The 14,812-nt window shown below is 76.0% G+C and carries 13 protein-coding genes and 1 riboswitch; of the genes, 11 read left to right on the top strand and 2 right to left on the bottom strand.

All coding sequences use genetic code 11. The annotated features are described in order from the left end of the window. The first annotated feature begins 1 nt into the window (after position 1). The 4 genes from coaBC to ACIBBF_RS23345 all read left to right on the top strand — a co-directional run bounded on the left by coaBC (position 2) and on the right by ACIBBF_RS23345 (position 5,547). Complete coding sequence (gene coaBC, locus ACIBBF_RS23360) at positions 2-1,252, top strand: bifunctional phosphopantothenoylcysteine decarboxylase/phosphopantothenate--cysteine ligase CoaBC (RefSeq protein ID WP_397418225.1); 1,251 nt, start codon at positions 2-4, stop codon at positions 1,250-1,252. A 108-nt stretch (positions 1,253-1,360) separates the two neighbouring features. Then, positions 1,361-2,551 (top strand): methionine adenosyltransferase, encoded by a 1,191-nt coding sequence (metK, locus tag ACIBBF_RS23355; protein ID WP_397418222.1) that lies wholly within the window; start codon positions 1,361-1,363, stop codon positions 2,549-2,551. A gap of 99 nt (positions 2,552-2,650) precedes the next feature. Next, on the top strand, positions 2,651-4,894 hold the full coding sequence (locus ACIBBF_RS23350) for a primosomal protein N' (RefSeq protein ID WP_397418219.1): 2,244 nt from the start codon (positions 2,651-2,653) through the stop codon (positions 4,892-4,894). Continuing rightward, the gene (locus ACIBBF_RS23345; protein ID WP_397418216.1) at positions 4,891-5,547 is read left to right on the top strand and encodes an HAD family hydrolase; all 657 of its coding nucleotides are present in this window, start codon (positions 4,891-4,893) and stop codon (positions 5,545-5,547) included. The genes ACIBBF_RS23350 and ACIBBF_RS23345 overlap by 4 nt, the downstream gene beginning before the upstream one ends. 6 nt (positions 5,548-5,553) lie before the next feature. On the opposite strand, the gene ACIBBF_RS23340 is transcribed toward ACIBBF_RS23345, so the two are convergent. After that, a complete protein-coding gene (locus ACIBBF_RS23340; protein WP_397418213.1) occupies positions 5,554-6,282 on the bottom strand; it encodes a hypothetical protein in 729 nt (242 codons plus the stop codon). Positions 6,283-6,524: 242 nt separating this feature from the next. Between ACIBBF_RS23340 and fmt the strand changes: the two genes are divergently transcribed. Together fmt and ACIBBF_RS23330 are read left to right on the top strand one after the other, a co-directional pair. Next, complete coding sequence (gene fmt / locus ACIBBF_RS23335; RefSeq protein WP_397418210.1) at positions 6,525-7,538, top strand: methionyl-tRNA formyltransferase; 1,014 nt, start codon at positions 6,525-6,527, stop codon at positions 7,536-7,538. After that, the gene (locus ACIBBF_RS23330; RefSeq protein WP_397418207.1) at positions 7,535-9,112 is read left to right on the top strand and encodes an RsmB/NOP family class I SAM-dependent RNA methyltransferase; all 1,578 of its coding nucleotides are present in this window, start codon (positions 7,535-7,537) and stop codon (positions 9,110-9,112) included. Before fmt ends, ACIBBF_RS23330 begins: the two co-directional genes overlap by 4 nt. 47 nt (positions 9,113-9,159) lie before the next feature. Here ACIBBF_RS23330 and ACIBBF_RS23325 read toward each other — a convergent pair whose 3' ends face one another. Next, a complete protein-coding gene (locus ACIBBF_RS23325; protein ID WP_397418204.1) occupies positions 9,160-9,588 on the bottom strand; it encodes a DUF1761 domain-containing protein in 429 nt (142 codons plus the stop codon). 67 nt (positions 9,589-9,655) lie between these two features. Between ACIBBF_RS23325 and rpe the strand changes: the two genes are divergently transcribed. From rpe to ribH, 5 genes are all read left to right on the top strand, one after another. Further along, positions 9,656-10,318 carry a ribulose-phosphate 3-epimerase gene (gene rpe, locus ACIBBF_RS23320; protein ID WP_397418202.1) on the top strand — a complete coding sequence of 221 codons (663 nt, stop codon included), beginning with the start codon at positions 9,656-9,658 and terminating at the stop codon, positions 10,316-10,318. Between the two features lie 191 nt (positions 10,319-10,509). Next, a riboswitch (FMN riboswitch) is annotated at positions 10,510-10,647 on the top strand. Between the two features lie 121 nt (positions 10,648-10,768). Continuing rightward, positions 10,769-11,941 carry a bifunctional diaminohydroxyphosphoribosylaminopyrimidine deaminase/5-amino-6-(5-phosphoribosylamino)uracil reductase RibD gene (ribD, locus tag ACIBBF_RS23315; RefSeq protein WP_397418200.1) on the top strand — a complete coding sequence of 391 codons (1,173 nt, stop codon included), beginning with the start codon at positions 10,769-10,771 and terminating at the stop codon, positions 11,939-11,941. Then, positions 11,941-12,639: a riboflavin synthase gene (locus ACIBBF_RS23310; RefSeq protein WP_397418198.1), complete on the top strand. Its 699-nt coding sequence runs from the start codon at positions 11,941-11,943 to the stop codon at positions 12,637-12,639. The genes ribD and ACIBBF_RS23310 overlap by 1 nt, the downstream gene beginning before the upstream one ends. After that, positions 12,636-14,012, top strand: a complete 1,377-nt coding sequence (gene ribB / locus ACIBBF_RS23305; RefSeq protein ID WP_397418196.1) for a 3,4-dihydroxy-2-butanone-4-phosphate synthase — start codon at positions 12,636-12,638, stop codon at positions 14,010-14,012. Before ACIBBF_RS23310 ends, ribB begins: the two co-directional genes overlap by 4 nt. Then, positions 14,009-14,491, top strand: a complete 483-nt coding sequence (gene ribH, locus ACIBBF_RS23300) for a 6,7-dimethyl-8-ribityllumazine synthase (RefSeq protein WP_397418194.1) — start codon at positions 14,009-14,011, stop codon at positions 14,489-14,491. The genes ribB and ribH overlap by 4 nt, the downstream gene beginning before the upstream one ends. The last annotated feature ends 321 nt before the right edge of the window (positions 14,492-14,812 follow it).

The raw sequence follows: 14,812 nt of genomic DNA, 5'->3' as shown, positions 1-14,812 counted from the left end.
GATGAGGATCCTGCTCGGTGTGTCCGGGGGGATCGCGGCCTACAAGGCCGTCCTGCTGCTGCGCCTGCTGCGTGAGCAGGGGCACGCCGTGCGCGTGATTCCCACCCGCGCCGCCCTGGAGTTCGTCGGCGCGCCCACCTTCGAGGCGCTGTCAGGCGAGCCCGTCAGCACCGAGGTGTTCGACGACGTGCCCGGCGTGCAGCACGTGGCGCTGGGCAAGAGCGCCGACCTGGTGATCGTGGCCCCCGCGACCGCCGACTTCATGGCACGTGCCGCGACCGGGCGGGCCGACGACCTGCTGACCACGACGCTGCTCGCCGCGAGCTGCCCGGTGGTCCTCGCTCCGGCGATGCACACCGAGATGTGGGAGCACCCCGCCACGCGGGCGAACGTGGCCACGCTCCGGGAGCGTGGCGTGCACGTGATCGAGCCCGCCTCCGGCCGGCTGACCGGCGTGGACACCGGTCCCGGCCGGCTGCCCGAGCCAGAGGACATCGCGCGGGAGGCGCTCTCCCTCGTGGAGACGGGCGCCGCGCGGACGGGCCCGCAGGACCTGTCCGGTCGCCGGGTCGTCGTCTCGGCGGGTGGTACCCGCGAGCCCATCGATCCCGTGCGGTTCATCGGCAACCGGTCGAGCGGTCGCCAGGGCGTCGCCCTCGCGCAGGCGGCCTTGGACCGGGGTGCCACGGTCACGCTCGTGGCCGCCAACCTCGCGCAGGACGTGACCGACCAGGTGTCGGCCGGGCAGGCCGGGTCCGGTCCGGCCTCCTGCTCGGTGGTGCGGGTCGAGTCGACCGCCGAGCTGCGTGACGCGGTGCGGGCCGCCGGCGCGGACGCCGACGTCGTGGTGATGGCCGCCGCCGTGGCAGATTTCCGGCCCGCGACCGCGCCCGACGCGAAGATCAAGAAGGTGCCGGGCCAGGGGCCCGCGCCGATCGAGCTGGTGGAGAACCCCGACATCCTCGCGGAGATCGCGCACCAGCGGCTGCGTCCCGGTCAGGTGGTCGTGGGCTTCGCCGCGGAGACCGGCGACGCCTCCGGCAGCGTCCTGGACCACGGCCGCACCAAGGCCCGGCGCAAGGGCGCCGACCTGATCGCGGTGAACGCCGTGGGTTCCGGCCGTGGGTTCGGCACCGACGGCAACGAGGTGACCATCCTGGACGGCGCCGGCGACGTCGTCGGGCAGGCCTCCGGGACCAAGCGCGAGGTGGCCGACGCCCTGTGGGACGCCGTCGCCAAGCTGCTGCCATGAGCACGAACCGTGTGGATCCGGCGTTCCTGAAGGTCAAGCGGCTGCCGTGACCGCCGTCTCACCTTTCAGGATCGACTGTTCGCTGTGCGAGACCGTAGGCTGGTGCCCATGAGCGAGCTGCGCCTTTTCACGTCCGAGTCCGTGACCGAGGGTCATCCGGACAAGGTCTGTGATCAGATCAGCGACGCGATCCTGGACGCGCTGCTGGAGCAGGACCCGACCTCCCGCGTCGCGGTCGAGACCATGGTCACCACGGGGCTGGTGCACGTCGCGGGTGAGGTCACCACCGAGGCCTACGTCGAGATCCCGCAGATCGTGCGGGACGTGGTGCGGGGCATCGGGTACACGTCGTCCGCCATCGGGTTCGACGGCGACTCCTGCGGCGTCTCGGTGTCGATCGGGCAGCAGTCGCCCGACATCGCCCAGGGCGTGGACAAGGCGCTGGAGCTGCGGGACGACTCCGGCGACCTCGACCCGCTGGACGCGCAGGGCGCGGGCGACCAGGGCCTGATGTTCGGGTACGCGTCGGACGAGACGCCGTCGCTGATGCCGGTGGCGGGCTGGCTGGCGCACCGGCTGTCCGAGCGGCTGGCCGCGGTCCGCAAGTCGGGCGAGCTGCTGGGCCTGCGCCCGGACGGCAAGACGCAGGTGACCGTCGGCTACGACGGCGACCGCCCCGTGGTGGTGGACACCGTGGTGCTCTCCACGCAGCACGACGCGGACGTGCTCCAGGAGAAGCTGCACGTCGAGGTCGCCGAGGCCGTGATCGCACCCGTGCTGGACGCCGCGGGCCTGGAGTGGTCGGGTGCCAAGCAGTTCGTGAACCCGACCGGCAAGTTCGTGATCGGCGGGCCGCAGGGCGACGCGGGCCTGACGGGGCGCAAGATCATCGTCGACACCTACGGCGGCATGGCACGGCACGGCGGGGGCGCGTTCTCCGGCAAGGACCCGTCGAAGGTGGACCGGTCGGGTGCGTACGCCATGCGCTGGGTGGCCAAGAACGTGGTCGCCGCGGGCCTCGCGCGACGCTGCGAGGTGCAGGTGGCCTACGCGATCGGCAAGGCGCACCCGGTGGGGCTGTACGTCGAGACGTTCGGCACGGAGACGGTGCCCGTGGGCCGGATCACGGCCGCGATCGCCGAGGTGTTCGACCTGCGCCCGGCCGCGATCGTCCGCGACCTGGACCTGCTGCGCCCCATCTACCGGGCCACCTCCACCTACGGGCACTTCGGCCGCGAGCTGCCGGACTTCACGTGGGAGCGCACCGACCGCGTGGCCGACCTGCAGAGCCTGTTCTGAGCCCTGCCGCACTCGCCGCCCCCGTGGCCCCGTGCCCACCGGTCCCAGCAGTCCGGCCGGGCGAGGCGGAGTGTGGGTGGCGCGTGATGGGATAGGGGCGTGAACGGGGCAACGAGCCAGGCCGGGAGGGTCGCGGCGCAGCAGGAGGCGCTGCTCGGGCTCGACGAGGTCGGGGGCGAGGACGCCGGGCCTGGCGTGCCGCGGGCCAGGGACCCGCTGGGCAACGCCGAGACCAACGGCATCCCGATCGCCGCGACGCTCCCGGTGGCACGGGTGGTGCTCGACCTGCAGCCGGCGCACCTCGACCAGCCGTACGACTACCTGGTCCCGGCCACCATGGACCAGGACGCGCAGCCCGGTGTCCGGATCAAGGCCCGGTTCGGGCGGCAGGAGGTCGCCGGGTACGTCGTGGCGCGCCTGGCCACGTCCGATCACGACGGGCGGCTCGTGCCCCTGCGCAAGGTGGTGTCCGGCGAGCGGGTGCTGACGCCCCAGGTGCTGGAGCTCTGCCGTGTGGTCGCGGACCGCTACGCGGGCACCCTGGCCGACGTGCTCCGGCTGGCGGTGCCGCCGCGCCACGCGCGCGTCGAGAAGGAGGCGGCGGCCGAGGAACCGTCCGGTCCGGTGCCCGGCCGCCAGGAACCCCCGCACGGCGACGGCGGGCGTCCGGTCTCCGCGTGGGCCCCCTACCGCGGCGGGGAGGCGTACCTCCGCCGGATCCTGGCGGGCGAGGCACCGCGAGCGGTGTGGTCGGCGCTGCCCGGCGTGGGCACGGACACCGATGACGCGGCGACCCCGCACTGGGCGGCCGCCGTCGCGCAGGCGGTCCGCGCGTGCGTGGCGGGCGGGCGAGGGGCCCTCGTCGTGGTGCCGGACGCGCGGGACGCGGCGCGCGTGGGCGCGGCGCTGGAGGGCGCGGGCCTAGCCGAGGACGACGTCGTGCGGCTGCTGGCGGACGACGGGCCCGCACCGCGGTACCGCGCGTTCCTGCGGTCGCTGCGCGGCGCCGCACGGGTGGTGGTGGGCACGCGCGCCACGATGTTCGCGCCGGTCGCCGATCTCGGCCTCGTGGTCCTGTGGGGCGACGGCGAGGAGACCCTGGCCGAGCCCCACGCACCGTACCCGCACGCGCGCGACGTGCTGGCGCTGCGCGCGGAGCGGGAGGGGGCCGCGTTCCTGCTGGGCTCCCCGGGGCGGACGGCACAGGCGCAGGCGCTGCTCGTGTCCGGCTGGGCGCGCGAGCTCGCCGCGGCCCGCGACGTCGTGCGCGCCAGGGCTCCGCGCGTCCGGGCGCTGACGTCCGTGGAGCTGGCCCGGGACGGCGCCGCGGCCGCCGCCCGCCTGCCGTCCGTGGCGTGGCGGGCCGCGCGGGACGCCCTGGAGAACGGCCCCGTGCTGGTCCAGGTGCCGCGGTCGGGATACCTGCCCGTCGTCGCGTGCTCGCGGTGCCGGGTCGCGGCCCGCTGCGCCCACTGCCACGGCCCGCTGGGCCTGCCGCACGCCGACGGCGCGCCCCAGTGCACGTGGTGCGGGCGCCTGGCGGGCGGCTGGCGCTGCGCGGAGTGCGGGTGGACGGGTCTGCGGTCGGTCCGGGTGGGCTCGGCCCGCACCGCCGAGGAGCTCGGCCGGGCGTTCACGGGGGTGCCGGTCCGGCTGTCGTCGGCGTCCGCCCCGGGCGGGGTGATCGACTCCGTGCCCGCCACGCCCGCGCTCGTCGTGGCGACCCCGGGCGCCGAGCCGGTCGCGGCGACCGGGTACGCGACCGCGCTCCTGCTGGATGCCGCCGTGATGACCGGCGGCACGGGGCTCGCCGCGGGTACGGAGGCGCTGCACCGCTGGCTGGCCGCCGCGTCGCTGGTCCGCCCGGGACCGCACGGGCAGGTGCTGCTCGTGGGCGACGGCGCGCCCGGTCCCACGCAGGCCCTGGTGCGCTGGGACCCGGCGGGCTTCGCGGCGCGCGAGCTCGACGAGCGGGCCGAGCTGCACCTGCCGCCGGCCGTGCGGGTCGCCGCGGTGACGGGGGACCGCGCGGCGGTGGACGCGGTCGTGGCCCGGGTGGGTCTCCGCGAGGACCTGGGCTCGGGGTCGGGCGTGCTGGGTCCGGTCGAGATCGACCCCGACGGCGGTCGTGGCCCCGGCGGGCGGGGCGGCGCGGCGCCGTCGGGCGGCTCACGCGGGGGCGGGGTGCAGGCGCTCGACCTGCCCGTCCGCACCGTGCTGCGGGTGCCTCTGGCCCAGGGCGACGAGCTGGCCCGTAGGCTCAGGACGAGCCTCGCGGTCCGTTCCGCGCGACGCGAGGGCGGTACCGTCCGCGTCCAGCTCGACCCGAAGGAGATGCTGTGAGCACGAGCTCCGAGACCCACCCCGTGACCTACCCTGCCGTCGACACGGCTATCGACACCGTCGTCTACGACTTCGGGAACGTGCTGGTCGGCTGGGACCCGTTCGGGCCGTACGAGGGCCGGCCGCGGAGCGAGATCGAGGCGTTCTTCGAGGCCGTGGACTTCGGGGCGATCAACCACGCCGCCGACGCCGGCACGCCGTACGCGGTGCTGCTCGAACGCGTCGCCCGGACCCACCCGGACCTGGTGGAGGATCTGCGCCGGTACGTCGAGCACTACGAGCTCTCCCTGACCGGGCCGATCGACGGGTCGGCGGAGCTGGTCTCCGAGCTGAAGCAGCTCGGGCTCCGGCTCTACGGGCTGACCAACTGGCAGGCCGAGACGTTCCACAGCGCCGAGCCCGCGGCGCCGGCCATCGGGCTGATGGACGACGTGATCGTGTCCGGCCGCGAGGGCATGGCCAAGCCCGACCGGCGCATCTTCGAGCTGGTCGTCGAGCGATTCGGCGTCGACCCGGCGCGTGCGGTCTTCGTGGACGACAAGGTGGTCAACGTGGACGCCGCCCGCGGCGTCGGGTTCCACGGGATCGTGTTCACGCACACGGGCGCCCTGCGGCGGGACCTGCGTGCCCTCGGGCTCCCGGTGGCCGGCTAGGGCGGATCAGCTCCCGGAGAGGTCGACGACGAGGTCCGACGGCGCCGCGGCCCGCAGGTCCTCGAGAGAGGCCACATCGGCCTCAGGGCGGGAGTCACCCGGTCCGGCAGCCGCGATGGCGTCCGCGACCGGCCAGGTCAGCGTGCCGTCGTCGTGCACGTCGCCCAGGAACGCGTCGTCGAACACGATGACCCACTCCGGTGGCGGCCACGGCTCCGGGCCGACGTGCGTCAGGAACAGCACCACGTCGCCGAGCGCGACCAGCTCCCCGGCCACCCGCTCGACGTCGGCCCGGCCGTCCACGTCCACGTGCACGGTGACGGCCCGGCCCTCCAGCCCCAGGTCACCCAGCGAGTCGACGACCTCGTCCACCTCGAACCGCAGGTCGATCATCGCCCGGCTCGGGTCCTCCGGCGTGCCCTGTGCCCAGTCCGTGAACCGGCCCACCGCCGCCAGCTCGGAGGCGTGCGCCTCGCCCGCGTCGAGGTACCGGACCGACGGGAGGGCGGCCGTGACCGACTCCGGGTACCAGGCGTAGTCGGCCGTCGGTGCGGGCAGGGCGAGCACCTCGGCGAAGCCCGCTCCGCCGATGTCCTGGCCCGGCGGCGCCGGGGCGTCCGCCCCGCAGCCCGCCGGCAGGACGGCGCAGAGCGCCACCAGGGGCACGACGAGCAGCGCGCGGTACCCGGCCCGGGCAGCAGCCCGGCGACCGGTCGGATCCTCGTGACGGCGCATGCGGGCCCTCCTGTGACCGGGAACGTGGTACCCGACTGTGTCGCGGCAGGGACCGTCCTTGCGCGCACCGGTGTCGCGACGGGCGAATCACCCGCACCCGCCGCACCGCGCCGGCCGCACCGCACCCGCCGCACCGCACCCGCCGCACCGCACCGGCCGGACCCACGCCGCGACCGGGCACGGACACCCAGGCCCGTGCCGCCCGCGCCGCGCCGGTCACCCCGCACACCTAGACTGGCCCGGTGCGTCTTCTCTTCGCCGGAACCCCCGAACCCGCAGTCGCCTCGCTCGACGCCCTCCTGCGCTCCCGCCACGAGGTGGTCGCCGTCCTGACCCGCGCCGACGCGCCGTCGGGCCGCGGGCGCAAGCTCACCCCGAGCCCCGTGCGCGCCCGGGCCGAGGAGGCCGGGATCCCGGTCATCACCGACACCCCCCGCGGCGACGAGTTCGTCGCCCGCCTGCGCGACCTGGACATCGACGCCGCGCCCGTGGTCGCCTACGGCCACATCCTGCGCCCCGCCGTCCTGGCAGTACCCCGCCTCGGCTGGGTCAACCTGCACTTCTCCGTGCTGCCCGCCTGGCGCGGCGCTGCCCCCGTGCAGCGCGCCGTCATCGCCGGCGACGAGATCACCGGAGCCACCACCTTCCTGCTCGACGAGGGCATGGACACCGGCCCCGTGCTCGGCACCACCACCGAGACCATCCGGCCCACCGACACCTCCGGCGACCTCCTCGCCCGCCTGGCCGTCTCCGGCGCCGAGCTCCTCGTGGCCAGCCTCGACGCCCTCGAGGACGGCACCCTCCAGCCGCAGCCCCAGCCCGCCGACGGCATCACCGTCGCGCCCAAGCTCACCACGGAGGACGCCCGGGTGACCTGGACCGACCCGGCGCTCGCGGTCGACCGGCTCGTGCGCGGCTGCACGCCCGCACCCGGCGCGTGGACCCTCCTGCCCGACGGCTCGCGCCTCGGGATCGGACCGGTCTCGCCGCGGCCCGACGTCGTGGACCTGCGTGCCGGCGAGGTGCGCGCGCTCAAGCGCGAGGTGCTGGTGGGCACGGCCACGCACGCGGTCGCGCTGGGCGAGGTGCGGCCCGTGGGCAAGAAGGCCATGCCGGCACCCGACTGGGCGCGCGGCGGGGGACGGGCGCTCGTCGAGGCGGGCCTCGTGCTGGACGCACGGGCGGAGCACGCGGCGCCGAGCGGGACGCCCGGCGCGCAGGGCGCCGCGGCGGGTGCCACGGACGTGGTCGCATGAGCGGGTACGACGGCGGCCGCGGCTCCCGGGGCGGGTCGCACGGCGGTTCGCACGGCGGTTCGCGCGACGGCGGCCGCGCGGCCGGTGACGAGCGGCGCAACGCGTCGGGGCGGCAGCGCTCCGCGGCACGGTTCCGCGGCGACGACCGGTCACGGACCTCCCAGGCGCCCTCCGAACGGCGCAAGCGCACCGACCCCGCCCGGACGGCGGCGTTCGACGTGCTGCGCGAGGTCGACGAGTCCGACGCGTACGCCAACCTGGTGCTGCCGCCGCTCCTGCGCGAGCGGCGCATCCGCGGCCGCGACGCCGGGTTCGCCACCGAGCTGACCTACGGCACGCTACGGCTGCGCGGGCGGTACGACGCGATCCTGGCCACCTGCGTGGACCGACCGCTGCCGGGCCTGGACCCGGCGCTGCTCGACGTGCTGCGGCTCGGGACGCACCAGCTCCTCGGCATGCGCGTGCCCGTGCACGCCGCCGTCTCGGAGACCGTGGGGCTCGCCCGCAACCGGGTCGGCGCCGGCCCGGCGCAGATGGTCAACGCGGTGCTGCGCCGGGTCTCGGAACGCACGCCGGACGAGTGGCTGTCGGTGCTCGAGAAGGAGGCGCCCGACGCCCTCGCGGGCCTCGCCGCCACCCAGTCCCACCCGCTGTGGGTCGTCCGGGCGCTGCGCGAGGCGCTGGCCGGCAACGGCCGCGCGGCGGACGAGATCGGCGACCTCCTCGCCGCCGACAACGCCGCACCCCGGGTCACCCTGGTGGCGCGGCCCGGTCTGGTGGACGCCGCCGACGAGGACGCCTGGGGCGACGTCGACCTCGTCGCCGGCCGTTGGGCGCCCACCGCGCTGCGGCTGGAGGGTTCCGACCCGTCCGGCGTCCCGGCGGTCCGCGAGGGTCTGGCGGGCGTGCAGGACGAAGGGTCCCAGCTCGTCGCCCTGGCCCTGGCCGCGGCCCCTCTGGAGGGCTCGGACGCGCGCTGGCTGGACCTGTGCGCCGGCCCGGGCGGCAAGGCGGCTCTCCTGGCGGCCCTGGCCGCGCAGCGCGGTGCCCGGCTCGTGGCCAACGAGGTGGCCCCGCACCGCGCCCGCCTGGTCGCCGGCGCGCTGGCCGCCCTGCCGGACGGCGCCGTCGAGGAGGTGCGCACCGGCGACGGCCGCGAGGTCGGCGTCGACGAGCCCGGTGCCTACGACCGGGTCCTGGTCGACGCGCCCTGCACGGGCCTGGGCGCGTTGCGCCGTCGGCCGGAGAGCCGGTGGCGCCGCACGCCGTCGGACCTCGCCGCCCTGACGGGGCTGCAGCGCGAGCTGCTGACGAGCGCCCTGGACGCCGTCCGGCCCGGGGGAGTGGTGGCGTACGTGACGTGCTCGCCGCACCTGGCCGAGACGCAGCTCGTCGTGGCGGACGTGCTGCGCCGCCGGGACGACGTCGAACGCCTGGACGCGCCCGCCGTGGTGCGGTCGGTGGTGCGCCCGGACGCCGAGATCCCGCTGGGCGGCCGGGACGACGTGCAGCTGTGGCCGCACGTGCACGGTACGGACGCGATGCACCTGACGCTGCTGCGCCGGACCGCGTGACGGCCGGGGCGGTCCCGCCCGCCCCGGCCGTGGCCAGGCGGTCGTGGTCAGACGCCCGCCGGCGGCCACACCCCGATGATCACGGCCATGACCAGCACCGTGACCAGCTCGTGCGCGAGGTTCAGGGTGGTCAGGGCCGGCGGGCGGCCCTCGAAGGCGTCGTGCGTGATCATCCGCGCCGCCGTGAACCCGATCCAGAGCAGCACGCCGGTCACCACGGCCGCGGAGAGGAAGCCGCCCTGGTAGAACTCCCACGAGATGTAGACCGCACCGGCCAGCACCCAGGCGGTCAGGAAGCTGACCAGCACCGTCACGACGATGGGCCAGATGCCCGCGGCCTGCGCCGCCTTCGGGTCGACCCGGGCGAGCCGCATCCAGCGGGTGCCGAACACCTTCGGCGTGTACCAGACCGAGCCCACGACCAGCGTGGACAGGGTGGCCGCCACAACAGCCCAGTAGTTCACCTCGGGGATCATCGTCGCTCCCGGTCCGTCGGTGGCGCGCGGCGCGTGGCAGCGGGGTGCGCGCCCTAGGCTTGGCATCATGGCAGCCCTCATCGCCCCCAGCATCCTGTCCGCCGACTTCGCGAACCTGGAGCGCGACCTCGGCCGGATCGCCGACGCCGACTACGCCCACGTCGACGTCATGGACAACCACTTCGTGCCCAACCTGACGCTGGGGCTGCCGGTCTTCGAGCGGCTCGCGAAGGTGTCGCCGGTGCCGCTCGACGCCCACCTCATGATCGAGAACCCCGACCGGTGGGCGCCGGCGTTCGCCGAGGCGGGGGCGGCGTCGGTCACGTTCCACGCGGAGGCCGCGCAGGCGCCCGTGCGCCTGGCGCGCGAGCTGCGGCGGCTGGGGTCGCGCGCGGGCGTCGCGCTGCGGCCGGCCACCCCGGTGGAGCCGTTCCTGGACCTGCTGGCCGAGATCGACATGATCCTGGTGATGACCGTGGAGCCCGGCTTCGGCGGCCAGTCGTTCATCGAGGGCACCCTGCCCAAGATCCGGCGGGCACGCGAGGCCGTGAGCGAGTCCGGGCTGGACGTGTGGATCCAGGTGGACGGGGGAGTGTCGCGCGACACGATCGAGCGCGCGGCCGACGCCGGCGCGAACGTCTTCGTGGCGGGCTCGGCGGTGTACGGGGCCCAGGACATCCCGGCGGAGATCGCGACGCTGCGCGAGCTCGCGAGCAAGCACGTCCACTGACGCGTGACGAGGCTGGCACGCGCCGTCGTGCCTGACCGTGAAAATAGTGTGCCAAGCGCGTCGTGCCCACCCCGACGGCCGGGCGAGCCCAGGGGAGAGGCCCCGGTGACGAGGGGACCGGCGTCCCTGTGACGCAGGCCATGGTCGCGTGCCGCGCGAGGTGTGGCATGCTGGCGATCAGCAGTACGCACACACGTGCTCCGGGGTCGGTGAAATTCCGAGCCGGCGGTGACAGTCCGCGACCCGGGTCCTTCCTTCGGGAGGGATCCGGTTGACCTGGTGGAACTCCAGGACCGACGGTGAAAGTCCGGATGGGAGGAAGCACGTGCGGCGTCGGCCGTCCTGCGGACGTGCGGCGCCGTGACGCCGTACGCGCGGGCGGGACCGGTCCGGTCCTCGTCCGCGTACCCGTCGTCCGACCCCGGAGCGCCGACGCTCGGGAAGGACGGCATGACCCAGTCGCAGAACAGCTCGACCGCGCCCACCGGCCCACGTGCCGCGCCGCCCGTGGCCTCCGCACCGGACCGGGGCCCGGCTGGGCCGGACGCCCGCATCCTGGAAGCCGCGATGCGCCGGGCCCTCGACCTCGCCGCGCAGGGCCCCGCCCACGGCCCCAACCCGCGCGTCGGCTGCGTGCTCCTGGACGCCGCAGGCCGCACCGTCGCCGAGGGCTTCCACCGCGGAGCCGGGACGCCCCACGCCGAGGCCGCCGCGCTGGCGGCCGCCCGGGCGGGCGGCGTCGACCCCCGGGGCACGACGGCGGTCGTGACGCTGGAACCCTGCGCCCACCACGGCCGCACCGGACCCTGCGCGGACGCCCTGATCGAGGCCGGCGTGGCCGCCGTGCACGTGGCGGTCGAGGACCCCAACCCCGTGGCCACGGGCGGCGCCGGGCGCCTGCGGGCCGCGGGCATCCCGGTCGCCACGGGCCTGCTCGCCGCGGCGGGGGAGGAGCTGCTGCGTCCGTGGCTGCGCGCCGTGCGCACGGGGCGGCCGTACGTGACGCTCAAGCTCGCGACGTCGCTCGACGGACGCGTCGCCGCGGCCGACGGCACCAGCCGCTGGATCACCGGGGCGGCTGCCCGCACCCACGCGCACGCGGTCCGCGCCCAGGTGGACGCGATCGCCGTCGGCACGGGGACGGTGGCGGTCGACGACCCGGCTCTCACGGCCCGCACCGTGGACGGGAGCCTCTTCGAGCACCAGCCTCTCCGGGTCGTCGTCGGCCACCGCACGGTGCCCGACGGAGCCCGCCTGCGCGGTCCGGGCGGCCCCCTGCTGCACCTGGCGACCCACGACCTCGACGCCGCGCTCCGGGAGCTGGGCGGGCGCGAGGTGCGGCACCTGCTCGTGGAGGGCGGCCCCGCCCTGGCGACCGCCCTCCTGGCCGCGGACGCCGTCGACGAGCTGCACGCGTACGTGGCCCCTGTGCTGCTCGGTGCGGGTTCCCCGGCCGTCAACGACCTGGGGGTCACCACGATCGGCGAGGCCGCACGCTTCACCACCCACGACGTCACGCGGCTGGGCGACGACATGCTGCTCGTCGCCCGTCGTACCGACCCCGCAGGGGCCCGGCCCGGTACAGCCGGCCGCCCCGGCGGGCACACCGAGGAGGAGATCTGATGTTCACCGGAATCGTCGAGGAGCTCGGCTCCGTCGTCTCGCTGGTCCGGCCCGACGGCGACCCCGGCGGCGGGCCGGCGCCGGACGCCGTCCTGACCGTCGCCGGCCCGCTCGCCACGTCGGACGCCCGCCCGGGTGACTCGATCGCCGTCGACGGCGTGTGCCTGACCGTCACGTCGGTGGCCGACGGCGCTTTCGTGGCCGAGGTGATGCCCGAGACGCTGCGCCGTACGTCCCTCGGCGCCCTCGCCCCCGGGGACCGGGTGAACCTGGAGCGGGCCCTGCTGGCCCACGGCCGCCTGGGTGGTCACGTGGTCCAGGGCCATGTGGACGGCGTGGCGACGCTCGCCCGGCGCACGCCCGGGCCGCGCTGGGACGACCTGGCGTTCACCGCGCCGGCGGCGCTGACCCGCTACGTCGCCGAGAAGGGCTCGATCGCCCTGTCCGGGGTCTCGCTGACGGTCACGTGGGTGTCCGACGAGGGCTTCGGGGTGTCGCTCATCCCCACCACGCTCGCCGCGACCACGCTCGGCGGGCTGGCCCCGGGCGACGTCGTGAACGTGGAGGTCGACGTGCTCGCCAAGTACGTGGAGCGGCTCCTGGCGGCTGGTGCGGTCGGCGGTGTCCCGGGTGGGGCGGCGGACGTGGCCGCCGGGACCGGGACGCCGGCCGGTGCGACGACCGGAGCCGGGCGATGAGCGGGGCGCTGCGGCCCACGGCAGGGGCGGTGGACGTCGCACGGGGGCCGGTGGAGCAGGCTCTCGCCGAGCTGGCCGCGGGCCGCCCGGTGCTGGTGGCTGACGACGCCGGGCGGGAGAACGAGGTCGACGTGGTGCTCGCTGCGAGCACGGCCACGCCCGAGTGGGTGGCCTGGACGGTGCGGCACTCGTCCGGCTACCTGTGCGCCCCGATGCCCGCGGACCGGGCGGACGCGCTGGGTCTGCCGCTGATGGTCGAGCGCAGCGAGGACCCGAGGACGACGGCGTACACGGTGTCGGTGGACGCCGCGACGGGCGTGACCACGGGGATCTCCGCCGCGGACCGCGCGCGGACCCTGCGGGTGCTGGGCGACCCCGCCACCGGCCCCCGGGACCTGATCCGGCCCGGTCACGTGCTGCCGTTGCGGGCGCGGCCCGGCGGCGTGCTGGAGCGTACGGGGCACACGGAGGCCGCCGTGGACCTGGTGCGGCTCGCCGGCGGACCGCAGGCGAGCCTCGGCGAGGTGGGCGCGATCGCCGAGCTCGTCCGGGACGACGGCGCGGTGATGCGTCTGCCCGAGGCCGAGGAGCTCGCCCGGCAGACGGGCCTCGTGGTGCTCACGGTGGCGGACCTGGTCGCGTGGCGTCTGGCCCACGACCCCGCCGCCGACGTCGCCCCGTCGTCTCCGCCTGCGCCGGCCGGCCGGGTCCGGCGGGTCGCGCAGGCAGCGCTGCCCACGCGGTTCGGGGACTTCCGGGTCGTGGCCTACCACGACCTGCACTCGGGCGCGGAGCACCTGGCCCTGACGCCGGCCCGCCTGCCCGGCCCGGCGACGACGGGCACGACGCCCGGCACGCACGGGCGCCTGGTGCGCGTGCACTCCGAGTGCCTGACCGGCGACGGGCTGGGATCGCTGCGGTGCGACTGCGGCCCGCAGCTGGAGGCGTCGCTGGCGGCGGTGGCCGCCGAGGGCGGTGCCGTGGTGTACCTGCGGGGCCACGAGGGCCGGGGGATCGGCCTGGCCGCGAAGATCCAGGCCTACGCCCTCCAGGACACCGGCCGGGACACCGTGGAGGCCAACGTGGACCTGGGGCTGCCGGTCGATGCACGCGAGTACGGAGCGGCGTCGGCGATCCTGGCCGACCTCGGGCTCGACGACGTGACCCTGCTGACGAACAACCCGGAGAAGGTGACCGGGCTGCGCGCCGCGGGCACGACCGTGGCCGGGCGCCGCAGCCTGGTGGTCGGCCGGGGCGTGCACAACCACCGGTACCTGGAGACCAAGCGGACGGTGCTGGGCCACCGCATCGACCGCCTGGACCAGAACCAGTACGACGAGATCGACAACCAGGACGAAGGAGCATGCGCATGAGCGGCGTCGGAGCACCGAGCGTGACAGTTGACGGAACGGGCCTGCGGGTCGTGGTGGTGGCGGCGAGCTGGCACGAGCAGGTCATGGACGGGCTGCTGGCCGGGGCCCGCCGGGCACTGGTCGCAGCGGGCGCGGACTGGACCGAGGTGCGGGTACCGGGTTCGTTCGAGCTGCCGGTGGCGGCGTCCCGTGCGGCGGCCGGGGGAGCGGACGCGGTGGTCGCGCTCGGTGTGGTGATCCGCGGTGGCACGCCGCACTTCGAGTACGTCTGCTCGGCCGCGACGTCGGGCTTGACGGACGTGAGCGTCCGCACGGGGGTCCCGGTGGGCTTCGGTGTGCTGACGTGCGACGACGAGGCCCAGGCGCTGGACCGGGCAGGCCTCGAGGGCTCGCACGAGGACAAGGGTGCGGAGGCGGCGGAGGCGGCGCTCGCCACGGCGGTCGTGCTGCGGGGCCTGGGTCGTGTCGCGCACTCCTGAGTAAATAGTGTGCCAAGCGTCTCAACAACCAACCCCAGGTCCTGAGAAAGACATCACGACCAGCAAAGAACGGGGAGCTCGCCACACATACGGGACATGAGAATCTCGGGCGGGCCGCCTGTTGCGGCTCACACGGTGCGGACGGTTCCACGACCTCGGCGGACGGCGACGGTCGCAACCGTTGCGCTCGTGCTGGTCACGACCGGTGGACTGGCCGGCGGCGCCGCGGCGCCGCCCGCCGGGGGGGCGCCGCCCCCGGCCGCGCCGGCGAGCGCGGCCGGGGGGGGCGCCGGGCGGCCCCGGTCCCGCCCCGCGCCGCCC

Origin of the sequence: Promicromonospora sp. NPDC050880 (assembly GCF_044456525.1) — a bacterium.
Classification (GTDB): Bacteria; Actinomycetota; Actinomycetes; order Actinomycetales; family Cellulomonadaceae; genus Promicromonospora.
This window is presented reverse-complemented; position numbering and strand designations above follow the sequence as displayed.